Genomic DNA, 25,318 nt, shown 5'->3' with positions numbered 1-25,318 from the left:
ACGCGTATGAAAAAGAGAATTTTAATTGTTTTACTTTGTGTTGCCTGCGTTGGCGCTTATGCGCAAAAAAAGCAACCAAAGAAATCCACCAGGAAAACAAATACTGCCGCTGCTGCAAGACGGAGGGCTACCCCGCCACCGCCTTCAAATACAGTAACAAGCCAGGCTGTGCCTATGGACACAACCAAAAAGCCAATGAAGCCTTTTGAAAGGCCGCTTGATGGCTATTATAAAAAGAGTAATATTTTAAGCGCAAAAGTAACCCCGTACCCCAACCTGCGCGAAAGCGATGTAGCATTTGCAAAAAGGGTATGGCGCGAAATTGATGTACGCGATAAAATGAACACATACCTTGCATCGCCAAAACGCCGTTTAATTGATGTTTTGCTGGATGCTATTACGGCAGGCGAATTAACAGCTTATGACCCAACACCTGGTAAAAAGGATGATATTAATGGCGATAGCTTCAGCACGCCGCTAAATGGGGCACAGGCCAAAGGCCGTTTATCCGGCGCAGATAGCAGCGTGGTGAAGAAATTTGATGCCAACGGTAATGAGATTGGATCTACAATGGTAGCCAGTGAATTTAATCCCGATAGCGTATTAAAATATCGTATTAAAGAAGATTGGGTGTTTGATCGCCAACGTTCTATTTTTGAACCGCGCATTATTGGGATAGCGCCGCTTGTTAAACCAAAGGGTGTAGGTGCCGCAGATGTGGATTATCAGCCGGCTTTTTGGATTTATTTTCCCGAAGCCCGCCAGATACTTGCAACCAAAGAAGTTGTTAGCCGGGCCAGCGATGCAACAGGCTTAAGTTTCGACGATGTTTTCATGAAGCGTATCTTCACCAGTTATATTGTGAAACAAAGCAATGATAAAGATGAGCGTGTAAAAGATTACGCCCAAGGGATAGATAAACTTTACGAATCGGAAAGGATAAAAAAGACATTAATGGATTGGGAGCTTAACCTTTGGCAATACTAATTGTTAAGTGAAAATTCAAAAGTAAAAAGTCAAAACTGTTCTGGTTTTGACTTTTTGCATTTATGAAAATCATGTCCAAAACTACCGTCATTGCGAGGCACGAAGCAATCCCGAACTATTTGAGACTTAGCATGTAGGGGATTGCTTCGTGCCTCGCAATGACGGATATTTGATATAGATGGTCAATAGCTTAATTTTGACTTTGATCAAAGTATCCCAATATAGCCTTCGCCTGTTTTAGATTAACTACTTCAAGCAATAATTCCTCATTTGCTTCGCGGATCTTTTTTACGGATTTAAAATATTTCAGCAGCTTTTCGGCCGTGGTTTTGCCTATGCCTTCTATCAGTTCAAGTTCGGTAGCAAGGGTGCCTTTATCCCGGATTTTGCGGTGAAAGGTGATGCCAAAACGGTGCGCCTCATCCCGCAGGTGCTGGATCACTTTAAGTGTTTCAGACTTTTTATCCAGGTACATCGGGTACTGATCATTAGGGTAATACAGCTCTTCCAGACGCTTGGCGATACCAATTACTGTCACCTGTTTATCTATACCCAAAAGTTTTAAACTATGCATCGCGCTTGATAGCTGCCCCTTGCCGCCATCAATGATAATAAGCTGCGGTAGCTCTGTGCCTTCGTCCAGCATTCGGCGGTAGCGGCGGTGTACGGCTTCTTCCATTGTGGCAAAGTCATTAGGCCCTTCTACCGTTTTTACATGGAAGTGGCGGTAGTCTTTTTTTGATGGCTTGCCGTCCTTGAAAACTACGATGGCCGAAACAGGATATTTACCCTGGAAGTTGGAGTTATCAAAACATTCAATATGGCGCGGCAACTGGTTCATCCGTAAATCCTTCATCATCTGCGTTAGCAAGCGCTCTGTGCGGATCTCAGGGTTCAGTTTTTCGTACTGGTCTATCTTCTCCTTTTTAAAAAACTGCACATTCTTTTGCGACAGGTCCAGCAACTTACGCTTTTCCCCTAACTTCGGCACTGTAAATTTAATGCCGGGGTGGTCCTCCACATCAATATCAAATGGTACAATCACTTCTTTTGAAGTGCTGTTATACCTGCTCCTGAATTCGATGATGGCCAGGGTAAGCAGCTCCTCGTCGCTTTCATCAAGGCGCTTTTTAAGCTCGATGGTTTGCGTTTGGATGATAGTGCCGTTCATCACCTTTAAATAGTTTACAAAGGCCAGCTTCTCTTCTGACGCGATGTTGAACACATCCACATCGGTAATAGACGAGTTAACGATGGTGGATTTGCTTTGGTAATTCTCCAGTAAATCGAATTTACGTTTCAGCCTGTGGGCAAGCTCATAGTTGTATTCGGCCACGGCGGCTTCCATCTCACCTTTAAGGCGACGCAGTATGGCGCCTATTTTACCATTCAGGATATCGGTGATATCGGCAATACTATTGTTATAGTCCTCTTCTGTTTGGTAGTTTTGGCAAGGCCCTTTGCAGTTGCCCAACTGGTATTCCAGGCAAACCTTGAATTTACCTTTGTCAATATTTTCGCGGGTTAGCGCGAGGTTACAGGTGCGCAGGGGATAAGTTTCCTTTATCAACCCTAAGATATTATGCATCATGCTTATTGACGCGTATGGGCCTAAATATTTTGATCCATCTTTAACAATACGCCTGGTCCAGAAAATGCGGGGGAAATTCTCGTTTTTGATAATCACCCATGGATAGGTTTTATCATCCTTAAGCAGTACATTATACCTTGGCTGATGTTTTTTGATCATGCTGTTTTCCAGCAGCCAGGCATCCACCTCGGTATCAACAATGGTAAAAGTTATATTGCGGATTTTGGATACCAAAACCCGTGTTTTGGCATTAATGTTAATGTCTTTGTTAAAATAAGACCCAACACGGTTACGCAGGTCTTTAGCCTTGCCGATGTATATCAATTCTTTCTCCTCATCCCAATATTGATAAACACCGGGTTTGTGAGGGATGTTTTTTAAGGCTTCTCTGTAATCAAATTTATCACTCATATTCAATCGTCACTGATTGTTTTGGCCTGGTTATGCCACAAATGTCATTGAAGAAACGATGGAATCGCATGATGTTTAACTACAGCATTGAAGAATTCCAGACTTACGAAGTTTTTAAAACTTCGTAAGTCTTCGCCGTTTGATTCGCAAAGTTCGCGATTGCTTCGTGCCTCGCAATGACATATTTTAATTGTCGTTTTGAGATGACAATTATCTTTAAAAATCTAATTTCTTATCCACCTCATTGGTTCCCTGCTGTTGCTGGTTGTACTGGCCGCAATCTAAAACAATGCTTACGCCGGTTTTTGGAGCATCAAAATCAACCGTTTTTTTAATGCCAAGGGCCGGGTTGGCGTATACTTTTTTCATATATAACGCAAATATAGGCAACGCGCTATTGGCGCCCTCGCCCAGGCGGGTTGACTGGAAGGCGATGTCCCTGTCTTCGCAACCTGTCCACAGGCCGGTTACCAATTGTGGGGTAATACCTATGAACCAGCCGTCGGAATTGCCGTTGGTTGTACCGGTTTTGCCGCCTATTGGGTTGCGCAGGCCATATTTATAAGCCAGCCTTGATCCTGTGCCATCTTCAATAACACCTTTTAACATATAGGTCATTACGTAGGCGGTTTGGGGGTTCATGGCCTGTACTACCTTTGGGGTATGGCTATATAAAACGTTGCCGTTTTTATCTTCAATACGTAATATATAGGTAGGCTCTGTCCATAGGCCATGATTGGCGAATACAGAGTAGGCTGCGGTCATTTCAAATACCGATGCATCAAATGTGCCCAGGCAGATGGATGGGTAGGCAGGTACGGCGCTGGTTATCCCCATCTTTTTAATCAGTTCAACCACGGGCTCTGGTTTTACCTCGCTCATTACGTGGGCGGTTACCCAGTTTTGGGAGTGTGCCAGCGCCTGGCGCAGTGTTATAAAGCCCGGCAAGGTTTCGGAGGGCGACGAGCGCGGGCACCAGGGCGCGCCGTAACCACGAATGGTATCAGGTACGTTATTAATTTTTAAACATGGCGAGTAACCATTATCAATAGCCACAGCATAAGTAAACGGTTTGGCTGTTGAACCTACCTGGCGGGTACCGTTTTTAACCTGGTCGTACTTAAAATGCTCAAAGTTGGTGCCGCCCACCCAGGCTTTAACATAGCCGGTGGTAGGGTCCATGCTCATGAGGGCATTACGCAAAAGCATTTTACAGTAAATGATGGAGTCGGTTGGCCTCATTAACGTATCGATATTGCCGTGCCATGTAAACAGGTTCAGCGTATCTTTGGTATTGAAGTTTGTTTTAATTTCCTCATCGCTCAGGCCCTGCATTTTCAATTGTTTGTACCTGTCGCTTTTTAGCATTCCCTGGTTAACCAGGAACTTAAAGTTGTGGATGCTTTTTGCCAGGTTTTTCCCACGCCAATGATCATTAAACTGCACCTGCAGGTTTTTCATGTATTCCTGCTGAGCTTCTTCGGCGTATTGCTGCATAGTGGCATCAATAGTGGTGTAAATTTTCAGGCCATCGAGGTCAAGGTCATAGGGCGTACCATCGGGGCGGTTTATATTTTGTTCTTTAAAAATCTTTTGTATCTCTTTTTTTAATACCGACCTGAAGTAAGGGGCCGGGCCATCAAAATGGTTATTCTGGTGAAAATCTAACCCAAGTGGTTTTTGTTTAAACTCGGCAACCTGGCCATCGCTTAAAAAGCCTTGTTCCTGCATACGGTTAAGTACAAGGTTGCGGCGATTTATAGCATTTTTCGGATGCCGGATAGGAGAGTAAATGCCAGGTCCATTAACCATCCCGATTAATAAGGCAGCCTGATCTGGCGTCAATTTATCTGGCGTGGTATTAAAATAGGTGTGCGCGGCCGATTTTATGCCATATGTATTGTAAGCACCAAAATCAACGGTGTTTAAGTACATAGTTAATATTTCTTCTTTGGTATAATGGCGCTCTAATTTAACGGCTGTTATCCATTCCTGCAGTTTTTGGGTTATCCGCACAAACGGGTTGTTTGATTTTTCGGTAAATAAATTTTTTGCCAGTTGTTGGGTTATAGTACTGCCACCCTGTTTTTGGCCGATAAGTAAGTGCAGGAATATGGTAAAGCTGCGCCCGAAATCAATCCCTGAATGTTCGTAAAAGCGTTTGTCTTCGGTAGCTACCAATGCATTGATAACATTAGGCGATAGCTCTTTATAAGTAACGTTTGATCGGTTTTGAATGTAATAGGTACCTAAAACCTGCTTGTCAGATGATATCACTTCAGATGCAAGGTAGCTTTTGGGGTTTTCCAGGCGGTAAAAAGGAGGCAGCTGCCCAAAAACATCAAAAACCGTGAGCGTTATCATCAGCCCAACAAAAACAAACAAGGCTATTACGGCGCGCCATATATACCAGTTGTAGTGTCGTATTTCCTGCGGACTAAGGGCTGGCTTTTTATTGTAGATTTTCATTTTTTTTTCAATAATATTTTTGATAGTAATCAATATAACTATCTAAAGTTTTTTGGTTGGCTAATTTATCCAGATTTTCCCGGGTAATGATAAAAAAACTGTATTTATCCTTTGGCACCTTCATGATATCGGGCATTAACGGGATAATGGAACGGGCGTAATTTTTAACGTCTTCCAGGCTGTAAAAACGCCCCACAAATATCAGCTGATTATCGTTGCCCACAGGTTTCAGATCGTGCTTAATAACACTGCCCGAAAAACGGGTCCGGTTAAATTGCCCTATACCAAAACGTGATGATGACAGGTTAGTTGTACCGGTACTTACATTTACAACAAAATAGTAATTTGTGCTATCGCGAAAGCTAAATATATACGTTACCGGTGCGGCGGTTATTACCGGCGGAGTATTTGCAGGTGGTGGTTGCTGTTGGGCTTGCTTGGCGGCGGCAAATTGGTCAAGTAATTTCCTTACCGAATCAACGCTTGGCGCTGTATTGGTGGTAACCTGTTGTTTGGGTAGCTGAACAACTGTTTTAATCGAATCTTTGCGCGAGATAACTACGGTACTTACCGATGTTTTAACGGAATCTTTACGGGATACAACCACAGCGCTAACCGGCGGCTTAACAGGTTCTGTTGTTTTAGGCTTTTCGGCCGGCGGAGTTGGTTTTGCTACGGCTGCCGGCGGCGTTATGGGTTTCCGTACCTCGGGTATCAACGCAACCGCGGCCGACGGATGATACTCGGGGCGATACTCGGTTTGTTTTTGGTAAGCCACCGGCGGGGTAAAAGGTATATCGTTAACATCATTGCCGGTTAATACCACCGTGCGCGTTTCCATCTCTACCTTATTTGAGTCGATATAAGTTAAATGCTGGGTCGCTAATGGGGTTACCAGTTTATCATCGGGGTACCTGGCTACTATCTGCTGCAGGTCGGTCATAAACGGGGCCAGTTTTTCCTGGTGGCCGGCTGCTATAGTGCGCAAATAAAATAGCTGGGCCGCAAAACGGTTGTCGGGATATTTGGTCAGCAAATCGTTTGCACGGGTAATTACTTCGGTATATTTTCTTTGTACATACAGGTCATAAACTCCGTTGTACAAAGCGGTAAACCCGGCATCGGCATCGTCAAGGTGTTTACTATATTCAGGATCGAGGATGATTTTGGCAAAAACACTTTGGCTGAATTCTTTCAGGATCATATGCTTATAAGCCTCAGATTTGGTTGCATCCACATCGGCATAAAGGCGGTACAGGTTATAATAAACAGCCGCTTTATCGCTGCTTTTAGGGAAGCGTATTAGTATGGCTTCGTATGTTGCAATAGCTTCTTTTTTGTCGCCCAATAAATCGCGGTAAAAATTGGCCATATCCATGTAGGCGTTGTAAACGCGAATGTTTGACCTGTTAAGCAAATCGGGTGTTAATGGCAGGTTTTTAATCAAATCCTGACGGTAGCTGCCCGCATCGCCATTGTTTTTTGTAGCTGCGTCCTGGGTTGTTGGTGCAAAAGGGTCTTCCGCAGGCGACGACATCACAGCGGTACCATTTGCAGCTATATATGTGGCCGACCGTTTACTGCGGCGCCAGTTATCTTCCAGCTTGCGGTTGCCCCACTGCCTTTTAAAATCATTTACACCAAGGCTTATGGCTGCCGGGTTATAAAAATAAAATGTGCTGCCACCACTTTTGTTTGCCTGCTGGTTATTAAGGTTATTGCCGCCGCGGCTATTTTCAAACTGGCCGTTGTTGGCCGCCGTGGTTACAGACGCCACTTTATCCTGTAATATTTTATGGCTAACCATGGCATCAATGCGCGCGGCCCGTGTTTGCTCGTCAAGCGCGGCCAGCATTTGCAGGGTATCCTCGCGGCTGATGGTTTGCAACAGGCCTGTTAGTATTTGCAGGTTATTGGCCTTTTTGCGGATGATTTGGTAACCCGGATAGCTTGGCGCCAGGTAGGTAAGGGTGCTATCGTAATAAAGTTTGGCGCCGGCATAGTCAGCCTTGTTTTTAAAATCGATATCGGCAATGCGCAGGTACGAGAGGCCTTTTTGATTTTGGTTTGTAAGGCTGCTGCGTACCGATAGACTATAGTTTTTTATGGCGCCGTCAATATCGCCGGCGGCATAAAGTTGCTGTGCCACTTGGTAATAAATCTGATCGGTAAATTCTTTGTTGTTTTGATTTTTAAGAAGCTTGCGCAGGCGTTCAATTTTATTTTGTTTGATGCCGTTTTCCTGGTCTTGCAGGCGGATGCGGTTCAGGTTGGCGTTAAAGGCCATCTCGAACGATGCATTGCTTTTAGCGATACCCGCGTAATTAATTATGGCGTCATCGGGTTTTTGATTAAGCTCCTGTAGCTGGGCCAAAATAAATGTCCAGCGGAGTTTAAGCTCACCGTCGTGGCAAAGTTTTAGCGCTGTTTTGGCGCTTTCCTCGGCGGCAGGGTAATCTTCGGTATTCATATAGTATTGCAGCTGTGTGGCATAAATGCCTGCCGGAATACTTTTTTTAGGGTTGATGTTTTTGATGGCGGTATCTATAGCCACTTTGGCTTCGGACGGATTATTGAGATACAGTAGTGCCCGGCCTTTCCATATCAATGCTTCCTGCTTAAGGTTAGCCTGCTTGCCGTATGATGCAATTACATAGTTAAAATATTCTATCGCATCAAAATAACTGCCCTCCAGGAAGCGGGCTTTGCCCATAACCAGGTAGGCATCGCCTAAGTAATGGCTTTGCTCTTTAATATTGATGATCTTGTTGGCCTTGCTAAAGGCCAGTTCCAGGTCTTTATCGGGCGTACTGCTTTGAGATACGGTATCGGGGTAAACATTCAGCAACTCGTTATAGGAATCAACAAAACCTACCGCATAGCTTTCCTGCTTGATGCGTAATATCTCGTTTGCGTTAAACAGGATATTGTAATGCGCGGTAAGGTTTTGCATCTGGCGGTTAAAGCCGCTTTCTTTTTCGAGCGAGCAGCCTGCTATGATGAATAATAGCGCGGGCAATAATAATTTACGTGTTTTAGAAAGGGAAAATATGCTCACTCGCATCAAAATATGATCTGGTTATAAAAGCATTGCTAAAATACTAAAGATTATACAATAGGTTTAATAAATTTGCGCATGGCCCCAAATGAAAAAGACGACGATAAGGATAATGCAGGCAAAGAGATAAATAGCTATGCCAAATTTAGCGGCGTAGCTTTCCAAATGATAGCCGTTATTGGGGTGTTTGCCTTTGCCGGTTACAAAATAGACCAGGCCGGTAACCATCAAACCAAATGGGCCACGGCCGCTTTATCGCTTGTTGGCGTATTTATTTCATTGTACATTGTTATCAGATCCGTAAAAAGTTGAAACTACTTCCTACCGTATTATCATTCGTTATTTTTATTGTTATCATTTCGTTACCTCCCATAGTGTTGGGTTACACAACTTATGCCAATTTGGTTACGCCAAAGTTCTGGTTGCTGTTTTCATTCATTGGTGGCCTTACTTTTCTAACGGTAATATCAATTGTAATTGTAGGCCAAATTAACCCTGAATTGTACGCACAGGCCTTTTTGGCTGCTACTACCGTTAAAATATTGGCCTGCTTATTTTTCGTGCTAATTTTTGTGATGAAAAACAGTATAAACAGATACATTTTCGCGGGCGATTTTTTTTACATATATTTCTTAAATATGGCCTTTGAAATTTATGGTTTGTTGCGTAACTTGCGCAACCAAAAATTAAGGTAGAAAACTTCATTTAGATGTATAACAGCTCGATTTTGAACTCAAAAATATTTAAACCATTCCTGATTTCCGCGCTTTTTTTGTTGTTAGGTGTAATGCCTACACTTTCATTCTCGCAAGAAGAAGCTAAAAAAGATGAGTCAAAACCAATTGATCCGAAAGAAGCCGTATTTGAACATATCGGCGATTCGCATTCCTTGCACATATTTGGCGAAGCGGTAATTCCGTTGCCGATTATACTTTATACCGATAAAGGTTTGGAGATATTTTCGTCGTCAAAATTCGAACATGGGCACGCTGATCACACGGGTAAATACTATACCTATAGGTTGGTAAAAGAAAAAGTGAACATTGTTGAAGGAAAAGATAGTTTACTGGCAGCTGCAAGTGTGTTGAAATTGAATAAACGCCTTGTTGACTTTTCAATAACCCGTAACGTGGCCAGTATGTGGATGGGCATGATTATTCTGCTTTTCATATTTTTAAGTGTGTCATCGGCCTATGGCAAACGTGGAGGCAAAGCCCCTAAAGGTTTACAGGCCGTTATGGAGCCATTGGTTTTGTTTGTGCGTGACGATGTTGCCATACCAAATATCGGTGTTAAGTACGTTAGGTTTATGCCCCTGCTGTTAACGATGTTCTTTTTTATCTTAATAAATAACTTATTGGGCTTGGTGCCGTTTTTTCCGGGAGGTTTTAACCTTACGGGTAATATAGCGGTAACTTTAGTGCTTTCGGTTGTCGTGCTTTTCGTTATTAATTTTAGCGGTAACAAGTATTACTGGAAGCACATATTTTTACCAGATATCCCATTCTGGTTATACATTATCATGATTCCGGTTGAAGTTATCGGTATTATTTCTAAGCCTTTCGCTTTAATGATCCGTTTGTTTGCAAACATTACCGCAGGCCACATTATAGTACTGAGCTTGATATCATTGATTTTTATCTTTAAAACCGCATGGATGTCAACAGTTTCTGTTCCGTTTGTGGTGTTTATGGATGTTATCGAATTGCTTGTGGCATTTTTACAGGCATTTATTTTTACGATGCTTACAGCCTTGTTTATAGGGATGGCTGTTGAGGAGCATCACCATTAATCTCGAATTAATTATAATTAATATACACGTTTAAATTATCAAACAATGATTGGAATGATTGGAACAATTGCACAGGCTGTAGCTGCAGCAGGCGTTACAGGTAAAATTGGTGCAATTGGCGCTGGCTTAGCCGTTATTGGTGCTGGTATCGGTATTGGTTCTATCGGTGGTAAAGCCGTTGAAGGTATCGCTCGTCAGCCAGAAGCTGCCTCAAAAATTCAAACTAACATGATCATCGCTGCAGCCCTTGTTGAAGGTGTTGCTTTGTTTGCCGTGGTAGTAGCTCTTATCTAATTTAAAAGAGCAAAAAACAAAAACAACCCGGAACGATTGGTTTCGGGCTTGTTTTGATCACTAAAGGAATATAATATAAAGTAAATAGTTATACATAATTATGGATTTAGTTACACCCGAAATAGGTTTGGTTTTTTGGACAACGGTATCATTCTTGATCCTGTTGTTTATATTAGGAAAATTTGCCTGGAAACCAATCTTGGGCGCATTAAGCGATCGTGAACGTTTTATTGAAGATTCGCTTCAGAAAGCCGAAGCTGCCAAAGAAGAAATGTCCCGTTTAACTAACGAGAATGAATCGTTATTGAAACTAGCCCGTGCCGAGCGCGATCAGATCCTTTCTGATGCCCGCAAGGTTAAAGACCAGATGATTGTTGATGCTAAAGAACTGGCACACAAAGAGGGCGCGCGCATGATTGAACTTGCCCGTGTTGAAATTAACAATCAGAAAGCTATCGCGATGGCTGATGTTAAAAACCAGGTAGCCACCTTATCGCTGCAAATTGCCGAGAAAGTATTGCGCAAGCAATTTGAAGATCAGCAAAAACAAGATGAGCTTGTAAGCCAGTTATTAAAAGAAGTGAAATTATAGTAGTGAGTGGAGAGTAGTTAGTGGTGAGTTTTTTTGCTCACGGCTTATGAATCGCATTTGCAGCTTAGAATAATAGTTTAAAAAGGTATTGAGTAGGGTACTGAGTTTTAAAACTCACAACTGCCAACTCACAACTCACAACTAAAAGAAATGTCAGAATTAACGGTAGGAACCAGGTACGCTAAATCCCTTATTGATCTTGCACAGGAACAAAACAGTGTTGACGTGATTAAGGCTGATATGGATCTTTTTATCCATACCTTAAAGGCAAGCCCGGAGCTTAAAGCTGTTTTGAGCAACCCAATCATCGCCCACTCTAAAAAAACTAAGATTCTTGATGCCGTATTTTTGGGTAAGGTTAACAAGATGACCATCGCGTTTTTTAAATTGATGGTTGATAAAGGCCGTGGCGAGGTTTTATATACAACCGCTCATGAGTATATAAACCAGTTTAACATTAAAAAGCACATTACTAAAGCTAAAGTTACATCGGCTACTGAGTTATCAGCAGCTAACAAAGCTGTGCTTACCGCCGAAGTGCAAAAGGCTGTTGGCGGAACGGTTGAACTGGAAGCTAAAGTTGATCCGTCGCTGATTGGCGGCTTTGTATTAACCGTTGGCGACAGGCAGGTTGATACCAGCATTGCTGCAAGCTTGAAAAAATTGAAAAAAGAATTTGCCCTGAAGGTGATTCAATAATAGTAAAAACAAAACTCTAAATAAATTTAAACAATGGTAGAGGTAAGACCAGACGAAGTATCGGCAATTTTGCGTCAGCAATTGGCAGGCTTTAAGTCAGAATCTGAATTAGAAGAAGTGGGTACTGTACTCCAGGTAGGTGACGGTATTGCACGCGTTTATGGATTAACAAAAGTACAATCAGGTGAGCTTGTTGAATTTGGAACAGGATTACAGGGTATTGTACTTAACCTTGAAGAAGATAACGTGGGTGTAGTATTGTTAGGTAAATCTGACGATATTAAAGAAGGTGATACCGTTAAACGTACCAACCGTATTGCATCAATCAATGTAGGCGAAGGCATGCTTGGCCGTGTTGTGGATACTTTGGGTACCCCGATTGACGGTAAAGGACCAATCACCGGTACTACTTACGAAATGCCTTTGGAGCGTAAGGCGCCGGGTGTTATCTACCGTCAGCCGGTTACCGAGCCTCTGCAAACAGGTATCAAAGCTATCGATGCGATGATCCCTATCGGCCGTGGCCAGCGTGAGTTGGTTATTGGTGACCGCCAGACTGGTAAAACTGCGGTTTGTATCGATACCATTATCAACCAAAAAGAATTTTATGATGCCGGCAAACCGGTTATCTGTATATATGTTGCCTGCGGCCAAAAAGCATCAACAGTAGCAAACATTGTACGCACGTTGGAAGAAAACGGCGCTATGCCATTTTCTATCGTAGTTGCTGCAAATGCTTCTGACTCTGCTACCATGCAGTTCTTTGCTCCTTTCGCAGGTGCTGCTATTGGCGAGTACTTCCGCGATACTGGTCGCCCGGCGTTAATCATCTATGATGATTTATCAAAACAAGCTGTTGCTTACCGCGAGGTATCGTTGTTATTGCGTCGTCCACCGGGCCGTGAGGCTTACCCTGGTGACGTGTTTTACCTGCACAGCCGTTTATTAGAGCGTGCCGCAAAAATCAACTCAAACGATTCTATCGCTCAGCAAATGAACGATCTTCCGGAGTCAATCCGTGGTATCGTAAAAGGTGGTGGTTCGTTAACCGCTTTACCTATCATCGAAACACAGGCTGGCGACGTATCTGCATACATCCCAACCAACGTAATTTCGATTACCGATGGCCAGATCTTCTTAGAGTCTAACTTATTCAACGCTGGTGTTCGTCCGGCCATTAACGTAGGTATCTCGGTATCACGTGTGGGTGGTAACGCGCAAATCAAATCGATGAAGAAAGTGGCTGGTACTTTGAAACTTGACCAGGCACAATACCGCGAATTAGAGGCTTTCTCTAAATTCGGATCGGATCTGGATGCATCTACCAAAAGCGTGCTTGATAAAGGTGTGCGTAACGTAGAAGTATTGAAGCAAGGCCAGTACTCACCGGTATCTGTTGAAAAACAAGTTGCTATCATTTACTTAGGTACCAAAAACCTGATGCGTAGCGTACCTGTAAAAGATATCAGGAAGTTTGAATTAGAATACACCAGCCAGTTAGAAGAACGTCATCCCGAAGTATTAGCTGCCCTTAAAGCAGGTAAATTCGACGACCAGCTAACAGGCGTACTGGAAACAGTAGCTAAAGAGCTGGCAGGAAAGTATTAATTTAGTAGCAAGTAGTTAGTATCAAGTATCAAGTATTTTTGCTTCAGATATTAAGAACTAACTACTTGTAATCAAAAAATATAGCATTGGTAGGGTAGCTTATACAAGTCTTGATACTTGATACTAACTACTTGATACTCAAAAAAGATGGCTAATTTAAAAGAAGTAAGAAACAGGATTAAGTCTGTATCGTCGACCCAGCAGATTACCAAAGCCATGAAAATGGTTTCGGCTGCCAAGTTGAAACGTGCTACAAACGCTATTGTTCAATTGCGCCCGTATGCCAATAAGTTGAAAGACCTTTTGGCCAACCTTTCGGAAAGTTTGGAGGATGGGTCATCGCCTTATTTGCAGGAGCGCGAGCCCGTGCGTGTATTGGTGGTTGTGGTATCGTCAAACCGTGGTTTGGCAGGTGCTTTTAATGCCAATGTTATTAAAACGGCCAATAACCTTATTGCCGAAAAATACAGCAAGCAATTGGCAGCCGGTAACGTGTCGATAGTAGCAATTGGTAAAAAAAGCCAGGAGTTTTACGAAAGGCGCAAATACAATGTAATTGGCAACAATAACGACCTGTACCTTGACCTTAACTTCGAGAATGCTTCAAAAATTACTGAAAGCATTATGGAAGGTTTTGTGAATGGCAAGTACGATAGGGTGGAGTTGGTGTATAATCATTTCCGTAATGCCGCCGTACAGTTTTTAATTGCCGAACAGTTGTTACCTGTTCCAAAGCCCGAAAAAAAGGAAGCTATTAAGGCAGCTAATGTTGATTACATCCTGGAGCCAAGCCAACAGGAAATTGTTGAGCAACTGATCCCTAAAAACATCAAGATCCAGTTATACCGTGCCGTATTAGATTCAAACGCATCTGAGCATGGGGCCCGTATGACAGCTATGGATAAAGCGACCGAAAATGCCGGCGAATTGTTGAAAGCCTTAAAACTTTCATATAACCAGGCCCGCCAGGCAGCCATTACTACCGAGCTTACCGAGATTGTGAGCGGTGCGGCAGCGCTGGCCGGATAAACAAAGCCCATCATAAACTTATTTTATATAGCCTCCTTGCAAAAGGGGGCTTTTTTTTGTGCTTATTCGGGTTTTTGGTTGGTATGCGTGATTTTATTGATCTGCATGAACAACAACGATTTTAATTTATACCTGTTAGGTTGAAGAAATATGTTGTAAAACGCAAACGCCAAACGTGGCAATTTATATTGTGTTTTTAATGTAAAAAGAATAAGGTAAAACGATTTATGCGAAGAATTCGGACACAAACAATAATGCCCATGCAAAAAATGATTGTTGTTATACTTAATTGAGGTTTAAATGGTGTGCGAAAATTAACGCATAGTTAATTGTTTTGAGGGACTTTTGCTCATTTTTTGAGTAAATATTTAAAGTTTAGGCTCATTTAAAGGTAAAATGATCAATAACGGGGTGAAATGGTAAATTATGTCCTTTCAAATCGTCATTTAAGATGAATTTACTATGAATTTTTGATTTTTTGTGAGATTTTGAATTTATTGTTTGAGAAATGGCTTGAAATTAACTTATTTTTAATAAAAATAGGGTGATATTAAAAATTTTATTTTATTGTTTGCTCATTGGTATGAAAGTCATAATTTAGGATATTAACTTAACTGATTTTATACAATGAAAAAACTTCTATTCACAAGTTTGTGTTTTCTGTTGTTATGCTTAACGCAGGCGCACGCACAAAATCGTACCGTTACCGGTACGGTTACCGCCAAAGACGATGGCCTACCCATCCCGGGGGTAACAGTAATTGTAAAGGGTACAACTTCGGGTACCCAAACCAATGCCGCCGGTAAATTCTCATTAAGCGTTCCTGCAAACGCTACACTTGTTTTCAGGTTTGTTGGGTACCAGGCAGTTGAAATGCCTGCCAGTGCAGATCCAATGACCGTAGTCCTCACGTCAGTAAGTAACCAATTGGGCGAGGTTGTGATCACAGGTGCATTCAATACCAAGCAAACTGCGCGCTCTGCTTCTTACGCAGCACAGGTTGTAAAGTCCGACGCCTTAAACACTATTCGCCAACCAAATGTTAACAATGCGTTGGCAGGCAAGGTTGCCGGTGTTCAGGTTCGCAGCCAGTCGGTAGGAGCCTTGGGCCGTAACACACAGGTTAGGCTTCGTGGGGCTACAGGTTTTGGCAACAGCCCTGGTGCACTATACGTTGTTGATGGTACTATTCTGCCAAATTCGGACGATGTGAACCCTGATGATATTGATAACATTACTGTATTGCAGGGCCCTGCTGCCTCAGCACAGTTTGGTTCGGCCGGTGCAAACGGAGCTATCGTTATTACTACAAAAAAGGCGGGGAAAGTTAAAGGAGTTGGTATCGAGTTGAATGCCGGCGTAAACTTTGATAAGGTTTACATACTACCTAACTATCAAAATACCTATGCCGGTGGTGCCGCAGCAGATTTAATGCAATATCACTATAAGGCAGGCGACCCGGAAGGATGGAAAGCTTTAGATGGTAAATATTATCCTGATTATACAGATGATAGCAGTTGGGGCCCCAAAATGGTTGGCCAGGAGTATATTCCATGGTATGCATGGGCTCCGGGCACCAAATACTCGTTTAAAACAGCTAAGCTTGTTGCCCAGCCAAACAACGCACGCGATTTCTTCGAAACAGGTACTGCGCTTAATAACGGTATTGCGTTCACAAAATCTGCTGATGATTATAACATCAGGATATCTTACAACAATCAGTATGTAAATGGTATCGTTCCGTATACTGATTTGCAGAAAAACGTATTTAACTTAAACGCTAACTACGATTTAGGCAAACATTTTACAGTTGGCGCCAATGTTAATTTTGTTAGCCAAAAGGTACATGGTAACATAAGCGATGGTTATGCCAACGCTTCTACCGGTAACTTTAACCAGTGGATGCACCGCGACCTTGATATGGGTATTATGAAAGAACTGAAAGATCTGACAAGCCCCGATGGTACGCTGGTAAGCTGGAACCACCAGAACCCAACTTCCTACACTGCCGACGATCCGGGTTATTTTTATGGCGGTAACTATTGGTACAACATGTACAAAATAGCCGAGTTGAATACCAGGGACAATCAGCGTGACCGCTTTTATGGTAACGTATACTTACAATACAAATTAAACAAAGATTTTAGCATTAAAGCGACTTACCGTAAAAACGCAAGAAGCGAGTGGCAAGAAGAATTCATTCCTGCTATCCTGCAAAAAAGCGGTTCGCAAACAGGTTTAAAAAATTACTATCGTAGTTACAACGTTTACGAGAACAGGGAGAACTATGAGTTGTTGGCAAATTACAACAAGCAAATCTCTGATTTTCATGTTGATGTAACTGCTACCAGCGATATTTATAACAGGAATTATAAAGATAATGGCGGTAACACTGTTGATGGTTTAAGTATCCCCGATCTGTACAATATAACCAATTCGGTTAGTGCTCCGTCTGTATTTAACAGCCGCGTAAATGAACAATACCGGGCAGTGGTTGGTAAGGCAAATTTGGGTTACAAAAACTTCATATTTGCCGATGTTACCTTCCGTAACGACTGGTTCTCCACGTTGTTCCCTCAGGATAACAGTGTATTATCAAAATCATTTGGTGGTTCATTTGTATTCAGTGAGTTGACGCCGCAATTTAGCAGCTGGTTAAGCTTTGGTAAAATAAGGGTATCTTATGGTGAAACCCCCCAGGCCCTGCAAACCGCAAGCGATAACTACGGCGCATATAGGAATAACACTCTTTACGGCGTAAGCCAATTCAAATTTGGCCCCAATTTATTAATGAGTACTCCCGACCAAAGCGTTGACCCAGAACTGCATGGAGCGGTGTTTAAGCAAACGGAGTTTGGTTTGGATTTGAGGTTCCTTAACGATAGGTTAGGTTTATCAGCTACATACTACGTAAGTAATGACTCAGATTTCCCTGCATCGGTTACTGTTAACCCTGCCAGCGGTTTTACAACCATATTAACCAATTTTGGTAAAATGAAAAGGAGGGGCCTTGAGCTTACCTTAAGCGGTACGCCTGTAAGGATCAATAACTTTAGCTGGGATGTAACAATCAATGGCGCACGCCAGTTGGAGAACAAGGTTATAGAGGTTAGCAAGAAGTATGGCGTAACACGTTATGCCAGCACGGAAGACCACGTTTGGGGAAATGATATGCCTTATATGGTATTCCAGGAAGGTAAGGAATGGGGTCAGATATTTGGTAACGGCATAAAACGTAATGCCGCAGGTGTTCCGATTATTGCTGCTAACGGCATGTATGCTAATGATCCAAACGTTTATTTTGGCAGTGTACTCCCAAAATGGACTGGTGGTATCCAAAACTCGTTCACATTATTTAAAAGCTTTGTGGTTAATGCCAATATCGATTACCAGGTTGGCGGTAAATTTGTATCCTTATCAAACAGGTGGGGCCAGTACAGCGGTTTAACGGCTGCAACTGCTGCGCTTAACGATAAAGGTGTTCCTGTTCGTGACCCTGTTGCTGATGGGGGTGGTGTTAAGGTTAGTGGTGTTGACGATACTGGTAAAGCTGTTTCAAGCTACGTGGACGCTAAAACGTATTTCCAGGGTTTAACCAACAACAAAACCTATGATCCATATATCTACGATTTAACATTTGTTAAACTTCGTGAGGTATCTATTGGTTATAAGATACCGGTAGCAAAATTGGGTTTAGGAAAAGTTATCCAGTCGGCAAGGTTTGACATAACCGGCCGTAACTTGTTGTTGATCTATGCTAAATCAAAGGATTTCGATCCGGCCGAAATTAGCTCACAACAAGGTGAATCAGGTCAGTTACCAGGCACAAGGGGTATAGGTTTTAACCTTAAAGTAACTTTCTAAGCAAACACAAATTAGATTCAAAGAAAATGAAAAAGAGATATATTTATACACTGACAGCCGCGTTTGTTTGGTTAGGAACGGGCTGTAATAAGTTGAAAGACTTTGGTGACGTTAACCAAAACCCAACTCAAACAACAAAGCCGATCATATCTGCCCTGTTGACAAATGCTGAAGTGAGTATCACAGGTCTGTCAACAACAGGTACACCCGCTATAGCAGGCGGCCAGTATGCCCAGTATTTTACAGAAACCCAATATTCCGGTACATCGTTATATACACTGCCGCAAAATGAGTTTAGCGGTTATTATTCGGGTACCTTGTATGATTTGCAGAATATCATTAACCTTAACCAAAGCAAGGCTTCAACTGCAGTGGCTAAGATTTTGCAACAGTATATATATTGGGTAATAACCGATTCGTGGGGAGACGTTCCGTATAGCGACGCCTTAAAGGGATTGGATGCTATTCAACCAAAATATGATACGCAGGAGACTATTTATAAGGGTATTATAGCGACCCTAACATCTGCACAGGCCGAGCTTGACGGCTCGTCATTAGCTGGCGATGTAATTTACAATGGCGACGTTGCCTCATGGAAACGCGCAGCAAACTCCATTAAATTGTTGGCTGCCCTGCAACTATCAAAAATTGTTCCGGCTGCCGGCGGCTATGCCGCAACCGCTGTTAAAGAGGCAATTTCAGCTGGCGTTATCGAACAAAACAGCCAAAATATGGAAGTAAACTTTCCTGGTGGTAGTTTCAAAAGCCCTTGGTATAACCTGTACGATGGCCGTAAAGATTTTGCAGAATCGGCTACGATGACCAATATACTAAAAGGGCTTAATGATACCCGGCTTAGTGTTTACGGCGGTAAAAGCGAGTTAAACGGCAACGCTGACCCATCTGATATCGGTGTTCCTTACGGCTTGGCCCGTAACAACGTGCTGGCCTTTATTGAAGCTAACCCGAATTGGGCACGTGTATTGCGTGGCGACTTCCGTACAGCTGCAGGTACCGCAACCATTATTACTGCGGGTGAAGTTTACCTTGCAAGGGCAGAGGCTGCACTTTTAGGATGGGCTACCGGTACTGAAAAAATTGCACTAATAGACCTTTACAAAAATGGCATCAAGGCCTCAAACGCGCAATGGGGCTTAGGAGAGGCAACCACATCTTATATTGCCAACGTACCTCCAACCATTGCAAACATTACTATTCAAAGGTGGATTGCAAGTTATCCTGATGGCCACCAGGCATGGAATATCTGGAGAAAGTCGGCTACTACCAGTCTCGTTAATCCAAAAGGTTACCCTGCGTTGAACCCTGCGCCGGATGCTGTTAATGCTTCTAAAAAGATCGTAAGCCGCTTTGTTTATACGCCGAACGAGTATAGCTCAAACGAAAAGAACGTTAAGGCCGCGGTTGCCAGGCTTACAGGCGGCGACAGCCAGGACGCTCACGTATGGTGGGATGTAGACTAATCAATTGTAACTATTAATAAAAAAAGACATGAAAAGGAATAAATTTTTAAATCATATTCTTCTTGCCTGCTCTGTTTTGGTATTGTTTTCTGCCTGCCGTAAGGTGCCGGCGGGCGATTTATCAAATGAGAACCCAACGGCAGGAAAATCATACATCGGATTTCCAAACGGGCTTGAACAAAATTTGTATTTTGACCCTTTTACAACAGTAAAAGCTATTGACGTTTTTGCTATGAAGAAAGATGCTGCAAGCCCTGCTGAATTGCAAAAATCACAAACTATTGTTTTAACACCTCTTCCTGCAGCTATTGACAAATACAACCAGGATAATGACACAGAGTATGAACTACTGCCAAAGTCATTGTATACTATAAGCGCTGCCGGGGTTACCGCAGCTGCTGATGGTAAATTGTCATTCAATTTTGCTCCAGGCGACTTTCAAAAGTACTTTACTATAAAACTTGACGGAAGTAAATGGGATTTGAGCATTAAATACGCGGTTGCATACAAAATAACAAGCGCTGGCAGTTTGAGTATTCATGCGGCAAGCAAAGATACGCTATATGCATTTTTTGCTATTAAAAACAAGTACGATGGCGAGTATCACTCAACTGGTAATTTCGATCACCCTAATGATGCTAATGACAGAGCTATTGATCGTGATAAAACTTTGACCACGGCCGGCCCTACTGCTGTAAGTACTGAACTTGCCGACTTAGGTGGTAGTATGACCCTTACCATTAACGAGGCTACCAATAATGTAACAGTAACCGGTAATGTAAGCGCAACTCAGCCGTTGGAAGCAGTTCCCGGTTTAACCAACACTTATGACCCGGCAACTAAAACCTTCCACTTAAACTACCGGTACCTTGGTGGCGGCGGTTATCGTGTTATCCAGGAAGATATTGCTCATAAATAAAACCTTGTTCTATAGTTAATTAAAAGGGCTGCCCGGTTTGGGTAGTCCTTTTTTATTTTGGGGAGATTTTGCGCCGTTTTTTGTCCTTTAATCCATAGCGTAAAAATCAGCTACCCTGCCAGGTGTTTTTCACCTTACCCGTTTTATTATACCTTTACGCTATCAAATAAAATAGCAGCTGATGCAGGATACCGCCATAAATAATGTACAGGCCACCGGTAAGCAAAACAAGCTTATTATTTATTTTTTATTGTGTTGGACGGCCCTGAACATCCTGCAAGCCGCCACGCTGGAGGTGCACGCCGATGAGGCCTATTACTGGCTTTACTCGCGCTTTATGGATTGGGGCTATTATGATCACCCGCCGATGGTGGCTGTGTTTATCCGCGCGGGCTACGGATTAATCCATAACAGTTTTGGCCTGAGGCTGCTTACCGTTATATGCAGCAGTTTATCACTTTGGTTTATCTGGCTCACGCTTAAGAAATATAGGGTAGATGCATTTACATTTATCCTGGTAGTATCCGGTATTTTTGTGTTTCATATTTATGGCTTTATTACCACGCCCGATGCGCCGCTGCTTATTTTTACGGTACTATTCCTGTTTTTTTTACAGCAATACCTTGAACAGGACAGCTGGAGGCTGGCGCTGATATTGGGCATTATTGCCGCGTGTTTATTGTACAGTAAATATCATGGCATATTACTATTGGGCTGTACCGTTATAGCAAGCCCCAAACTGTTTAAACGGGCTTCGTTTTATGGCATTATGGTGTTGGCGCTGGCGTTGTATATCCCCCATATTTTATGGCAGGTTAATCACGAATATCCCTCAATAAGCTACCACCTGTCCGAGCGGGCAGACAAGCCCTATGATCTGTCATTTTCCTATAACTATCCATTAGGACAATTGCTGATGGCCGGTCCTTTAATTGGATGGTTGGTGTTTTACAAAGGCTTTACCTTGCGTATAAAAGATGCTTTCACCAGGGTGCTGCTGGTAAATAGTATTGGCATCCTGTCGTTTTTTTTCCTTACATCGTTTAAGGGCGAGGTGCAGTTGCATTGGACGCTTATAGCCTACGTGCCGCTGTGCATGCTGGCGCTAATCCATTTTACGCAGCCGGGTGGCAAACCAGCCTGGTTTAATCGTTTGGCGATGATTAATATCGGGCTGATTGTTTTTGTAAGGCTGCTGATTATAACCGGCCTGCCTGTTCTGAAACAAATGCACGCGCTGAGGATTTTTTACGATTTTAAAGATTGGGCAAAACTGGTGCATGATAAAGCGGGCGATAACTATGTTATTTTTAACGAGGGCTTCCAAAACCCATCAAAATATAATTTTTACAATAATACCTTAAAGGGCTTTGATTACGACCCACGCTATTACCGTCGTACACAGTACGAGTTTTGGCCGATAGAAGACAGCCTGCAGCACAAACGCGCGTATTATGTATTAGAGCATCCTCAGCCGGGTTTTAGTACTGATACTATTAATACTCCTGCGGGCAACTGGTATGGCGGCTGGGTAGATGATGTGCGCACCTACCAGAAAATAGAATTTGAAACCACTGAGAAAGAAGAAACTGTAGCCCCCGGCCAGCAAAAAGAATTCAATCTTACGTTTAAAAACCCCTACAAGGTGCCTGTTAGTTTCAGCAACAAAGGCCAGCGGCACCAGGTTATTTTCGAAGCCAGCTTTATTGTAGATACCGACGTATTCAGCAGCCAAAGGGCCGACAACAGCTTTTATAACATCAGCCTTAAACCTGGCGAAACAACCCACTTTAAGTTTAACGTAACGGCACCAACCAGGCCGGGTAAGTACCAGCTGGTATTTTCGTTACTTACCGATCCGTTTAACGGCGGGCGCAACAGCAAGGCGATAAGTTATACGGTAAGATAACCACAGATTACTTAGATTTTGAATACACCGGATTGGTATCCTGGTAAGTTTTGGGCAGATAGGGCGTATAACTAAGCGCCCGGAACAAGGCCTTTGTTTTTTGTAAGCCGGCTTTGCCATTTACCGCGAAATACCAGAAATCTTCCACATCGCCGTTGTTCATGGTCATTTGGGTAACGCCTTGCGATTTGTGCTCGGCAATTTCCCAGTTGGCTATCACTTTGTAATTTACCCTGTTTTTGTAGCTGAAGGATGCTGTGCGGTCTACCTTAAAATTTGCCGTATCCGTCAACGGTATGGTTTGCGCATAACTGCTGTAGCCCTTGAACCGGGTAACAGTATCGGCCTTGTTGCAGGTTGCCGCGCCTAAAATAACAGGCCTGTTATTGGCCGGCAATGTTGCTATTGCATTTAAGGCAATCAGGGCGGCGGCTTTATGGGCGCCGTGGGTGTCGGCCTCGGGCAATAGGGTAAATATAAAATCGTAATGGTTGTTTGTTAAAACCTGGTGTAAGCGGTTGTTTACGGTATTAACATTCCAGCTGGTATCAAGCGGTTCCTTTTCGTTTAAGGTATAGTGGGCATCTTTTTGATCGATGAAATAATAATTGTTTACGCCCAAAATATGGCCTGCGTTTACCAGTTCGCGCTTGCGGATGCGCGGCAGGTTGGCACGGCCGGTTTTCTCGTCGGTAAGTTCAAGTCCATAATAGCTTTCGGCAAGCGTTGCGTATTTGTAACCGGCCTCGCCGTTGGTTATTACAAACAAATCTACAATACCATGCTGCTCTTTGGCAATTTTGTATAACGTTACCGAAAATGTACTCTCATCATCGGGATGCGCCATAACTACCAGTACACGCGGCCCTACAGCTGTAGCCTGGGCGTTGCCCTGTTTTAATTCTCCCCAATAAAATACAACAGTTAATAGTACAGCCAGCTTTTTCATCGCCTATTTTAAAGTTAAACCCGGAGGCGTGAGGGTGGATTCGAACCACCGTAAAGGGTTTTGCAGACCCCCGCCTGAACCACTCGGCCACTCCGCCTTTTTGTATAAAGCCCATCTATTAATTTCAATAAAAGCCAGTTAGCTTTAAGCTTTTAGCATTCTGCTTTCGGCTTTAAAAACGGCCATGCCGGGTGTTACCCCAATACATGGCCGCTAATTATTTTTAATTTACATCAAACCATAATTTGGTGGTCAGTACATCGGCACCCTGGCTGGCTACGGCAGCGCTGTAGCTGGCGCCGTTAAGTGATTGCTCGGTTCCCGGGTATATAAACCGGACCGGCAGCTTACCGCTTAAAGTTCCTGCCACGGCAGGTTGCAGCTGCGGATAATCAAGCCTGCGCCATTCGGTAAAAGCTTCCAGACCCTGGCCAAAAAGGGCTATCCACTTTTGCTCGCCAATTGATTTTTTGTAATTGGTAGCATCGTATTGCACGGCCGGCAGCGCGGTATAGGTAGCAATAGCCGCATCGGCAATGCCATATTGTTTTAATGAAGCTGTTACCGCCTGTTTGTATAAACCTGCCGCGTCGCCGGTAATAAAGCCGCGTGCCACAGCTTCGGCCTGGTCAAACAGGGTTTCGGCATAGCTGATGATCACCGCCGGTGCATGCGGCGCTAAAAAGTAAGCGCCCGGTTTTGATGTTTTGGTAAAGCCCAGGTTACTGGCATCGCCAACCAGCAGGCCGTTGGGTATGCCCACATAGGTTTGCGGCGTGGTATCCTTGGTTTTGCTGGCGTATACAGGCAGGCGCGGGTCGTTAAGCGCAAAAAGTTTATCAACAATAGTTTTGCTGATGCGGTAATCGTCCCTGGTATCAAACAAATTGCTGATTGGGTTCTGGTTGGGCGAATCTAAATAAGTGAATTGTGCTGTTTCGGCATTGGCGCTGATAAAGGCGCCACCCTCGGCCTGTATATCGGCCAAAACCTGTTTGGCTTTTGCAGGCTCCCTATCGGCAATGCGCAAGGCAATGCGCAGGCGCAACGAGTTGGCAAACTTTTTCCACAGGGCTATATTGTTGCCATAAATAACATCGCCGGCAATGGCTTTGCCCGATGGGTCAAGCGCGGTTTGTGCCGTTTTTAAATCATCAAGGAGGGCAAAATAAACATCCTTTTGGGTATCATAAGCAGGGGTAAGGTACTGATTTATATTGGTAGCCTGTTTATAAGGGATATTGCCATAAGCTTCGGTAAGCAAAGTAAATACCCAGGAGCGCAGCACCAGCGCCACGCCTTTGTAATTGGTATTGCCCTGCGCGTCACCCAGTTTAATGATCTGGTTAAGGTTAACTATACTTTTTGAGTAACCTACCGTCCATAGCTCCTGGAAAGCGCTGTTGCTGTATATATACCTGTCGGGATCGGTATATTGTATTTTGGCCCAGTATTGAACAAATAGCAAACTGGCATCCATGTTGTTGGCTGTACCCCAGTAGGTATCGGCAGTAACTTTGCTGGCCGCGGTTAGCAGGTAATCGGGCTGCGCGGTTTGTGAGCTATTGGGGTTTTTGTTGATATCTACCAGTTCGTTTTTGCACGATGTTGCCGATAACAACAGTGCGCCTGATAATATGATGGTTGTATATTTAAGTTTCATGGT

The 25,318-nt window shown here is 43.3% G+C and carries 17 protein-coding genes and 1 tRNA gene; 12 read left to right on the top strand and 6 right to left on the bottom strand.

Going from position 1 to position 25,318, the window contains the following annotated elements; all coding sequences use genetic code 11:
- Window positions 1-6 precede the first annotated feature (6 nt).
- A complete protein-coding gene (gene porN, locus AC1DXF_RS12855; RefSeq protein ID WP_477449139.1) occupies window positions 7-987 on the top strand; it encodes a type IX secretion system ring subunit PorN/GldN in 981 nt (326 codons plus the stop codon).
- Between the two features lie 190 nt (window positions 988-1,177).
- Here porN and uvrC read toward each other — a convergent pair whose 3' ends face one another.
- The 3 genes from uvrC to porW form a co-directional block, all read right to left on the bottom strand.
- On the bottom strand, window positions 1,178-2,989 hold the full coding sequence (gene uvrC / locus AC1DXF_RS12850; protein ID WP_477449138.1) for an excinuclease ABC subunit UvrC: 1,812 nt from the start codon (window positions 2,987-2,989) through the stop codon (window positions 1,178-1,180).
- A gap of 216 nt (window positions 2,990-3,205) precedes the next feature.
- Entirely contained in the window at window positions 3,206-5,458 is a 2,253-nt protein-coding gene (locus tag AC1DXF_RS12845) for a transglycosylase domain-containing protein (RefSeq protein WP_477449137.1), read from the bottom strand.
- A 7-nt stretch (window positions 5,459-5,465) separates the two neighbouring features.
- Window positions 5,466-8,516 (bottom strand): type IX secretion system periplasmic lipoprotein PorW/SprE, encoded by a 3,051-nt coding sequence (gene porW, locus AC1DXF_RS12840; protein WP_477449136.1) that lies wholly within the window; start codon window positions 8,514-8,516, stop codon window positions 5,466-5,468.
- Between the two features lie 78 nt (window positions 8,517-8,594).
- Here porW and AC1DXF_RS12835 point away from each other — a divergent pair, with 78 nt between their 5' ends.
- The 11 genes from AC1DXF_RS12835 (at window position 8,595) to AC1DXF_RS12785 (ending at window position 22,703) form a co-directional block, all read left to right on the top strand.
- The gene (locus tag AC1DXF_RS12835) at window positions 8,595-8,828 is read left to right on the top strand and encodes an AtpZ/AtpI family protein (RefSeq protein ID WP_477449135.1); all 234 of its coding nucleotides are present in this window, start codon (window positions 8,595-8,597) and stop codon (window positions 8,826-8,828) included.
- 415 nt (window positions 8,829-9,243) lie between these two features.
- On the top strand, window positions 9,244-10,308 hold the full coding sequence (gene atpB, locus AC1DXF_RS12830) for a F0F1 ATP synthase subunit A (protein ID WP_477449134.1): 1,065 nt from the start codon (window positions 9,244-9,246) through the stop codon (window positions 10,306-10,308).
- Window positions 10,309-10,353: 45 nt separating this feature from the next.
- Window positions 10,354-10,602, top strand: coding sequence for an ATP synthase F0 subunit C (gene atpE, locus AC1DXF_RS12825; protein ID WP_477449133.1), 249 nt, complete (start codon window positions 10,354-10,356; stop codon window positions 10,600-10,602).
- Window positions 10,603-10,702: 100 nt separating this feature from the next.
- Window positions 10,703-11,194: a F0F1 ATP synthase subunit B gene (gene atpF, locus AC1DXF_RS12820; RefSeq protein WP_477449132.1), complete on the top strand. Its 492-nt coding sequence runs from the start codon at window positions 10,703-10,705 to the stop codon at window positions 11,192-11,194.
- 150 nt (window positions 11,195-11,344) lie between these two features.
- On the top strand, window positions 11,345-11,893 hold the full coding sequence (gene atpH, locus AC1DXF_RS12815) for an ATP synthase F1 subunit delta (RefSeq protein WP_477449131.1): 549 nt from the start codon (window positions 11,345-11,347) through the stop codon (window positions 11,891-11,893).
- A 33-nt stretch (window positions 11,894-11,926) separates the two neighbouring features.
- On the top strand, window positions 11,927-13,501 hold the full coding sequence (atpA, locus tag AC1DXF_RS12810) for a F0F1 ATP synthase subunit alpha (protein ID WP_477449130.1): 1,575 nt from the start codon (window positions 11,927-11,929) through the stop codon (window positions 13,499-13,501).
- 147 nt (window positions 13,502-13,648) lie between these two features.
- Entirely contained in the window at window positions 13,649-14,530 is an 882-nt protein-coding gene (gene atpG / locus AC1DXF_RS12805) for an ATP synthase F1 subunit gamma (RefSeq protein WP_477449129.1), read from the top strand.
- A gap of 627 nt (window positions 14,531-15,157) precedes the next feature.
- Window positions 15,158-18,394 (top strand): SusC/RagA family TonB-linked outer membrane protein, encoded by a 3,237-nt coding sequence (locus tag AC1DXF_RS12800; RefSeq protein WP_477449128.1) that lies wholly within the window; start codon window positions 15,158-15,160, stop codon window positions 18,392-18,394.
- Window positions 18,395-18,420: 26 nt separating this feature from the next.
- Window positions 18,421-19,875 (top strand): SusD/RagB family nutrient-binding outer membrane lipoprotein, encoded by a 1,455-nt coding sequence (locus AC1DXF_RS12795; RefSeq protein ID WP_477449127.1) that lies wholly within the window; start codon window positions 18,421-18,423, stop codon window positions 19,873-19,875.
- Window positions 19,876-19,903: 28 nt separating this feature from the next.
- Window positions 19,904-20,794 carry a BT_3987 domain-containing protein gene (locus AC1DXF_RS12790; RefSeq protein ID WP_477449126.1) on the top strand — a complete coding sequence of 297 codons (891 nt, stop codon included), beginning with the start codon at window positions 19,904-19,906 and terminating at the stop codon, window positions 20,792-20,794.
- A gap of 181 nt (window positions 20,795-20,975) precedes the next feature.
- Window positions 20,976-22,703 carry a glycosyltransferase family 39 protein gene (locus AC1DXF_RS12785; RefSeq protein ID WP_477449125.1) on the top strand — a complete coding sequence of 576 codons (1,728 nt, stop codon included), beginning with the start codon at window positions 20,976-20,978 and terminating at the stop codon, window positions 22,701-22,703.
- A gap of 7 nt (window positions 22,704-22,710) precedes the next feature.
- Here the strand turns inward: AC1DXF_RS12785 and AC1DXF_RS12780 are convergent, their stop codons facing one another.
- From AC1DXF_RS12780 to AC1DXF_RS12770, 3 genes are all read right to left on the bottom strand, one after another.
- On the bottom strand, window positions 22,711-23,652 hold the full coding sequence (locus AC1DXF_RS12780; RefSeq protein WP_477449124.1) for a PIG-L family deacetylase: 942 nt from the start codon (window positions 23,650-23,652) through the stop codon (window positions 22,711-22,713).
- Between the two features lie 24 nt (window positions 23,653-23,676).
- A tRNA-Cys gene (locus AC1DXF_RS12775) sits at window positions 23,677-23,749 on the bottom strand.
- Window positions 23,750-23,875: 126 nt separating this feature from the next.
- Window positions 23,876-25,315: a SusD/RagB family nutrient-binding outer membrane lipoprotein gene (locus AC1DXF_RS12770; protein ID WP_477449123.1), complete on the bottom strand. Its 1,440-nt coding sequence runs from the start codon at window positions 25,313-25,315 to the stop codon at window positions 23,876-23,878.
- Between the last annotated feature and the right edge of the window lie 3 nt (window positions 25,316-25,318).

The organism is Mucilaginibacter sp. P2_A5, from assembly GCF_056404995.1.
The sequence above is the reverse complement of the archived record's forward strand: the minus strand, read 5'-3'. Positions and strand labels throughout refer to the sequence as shown.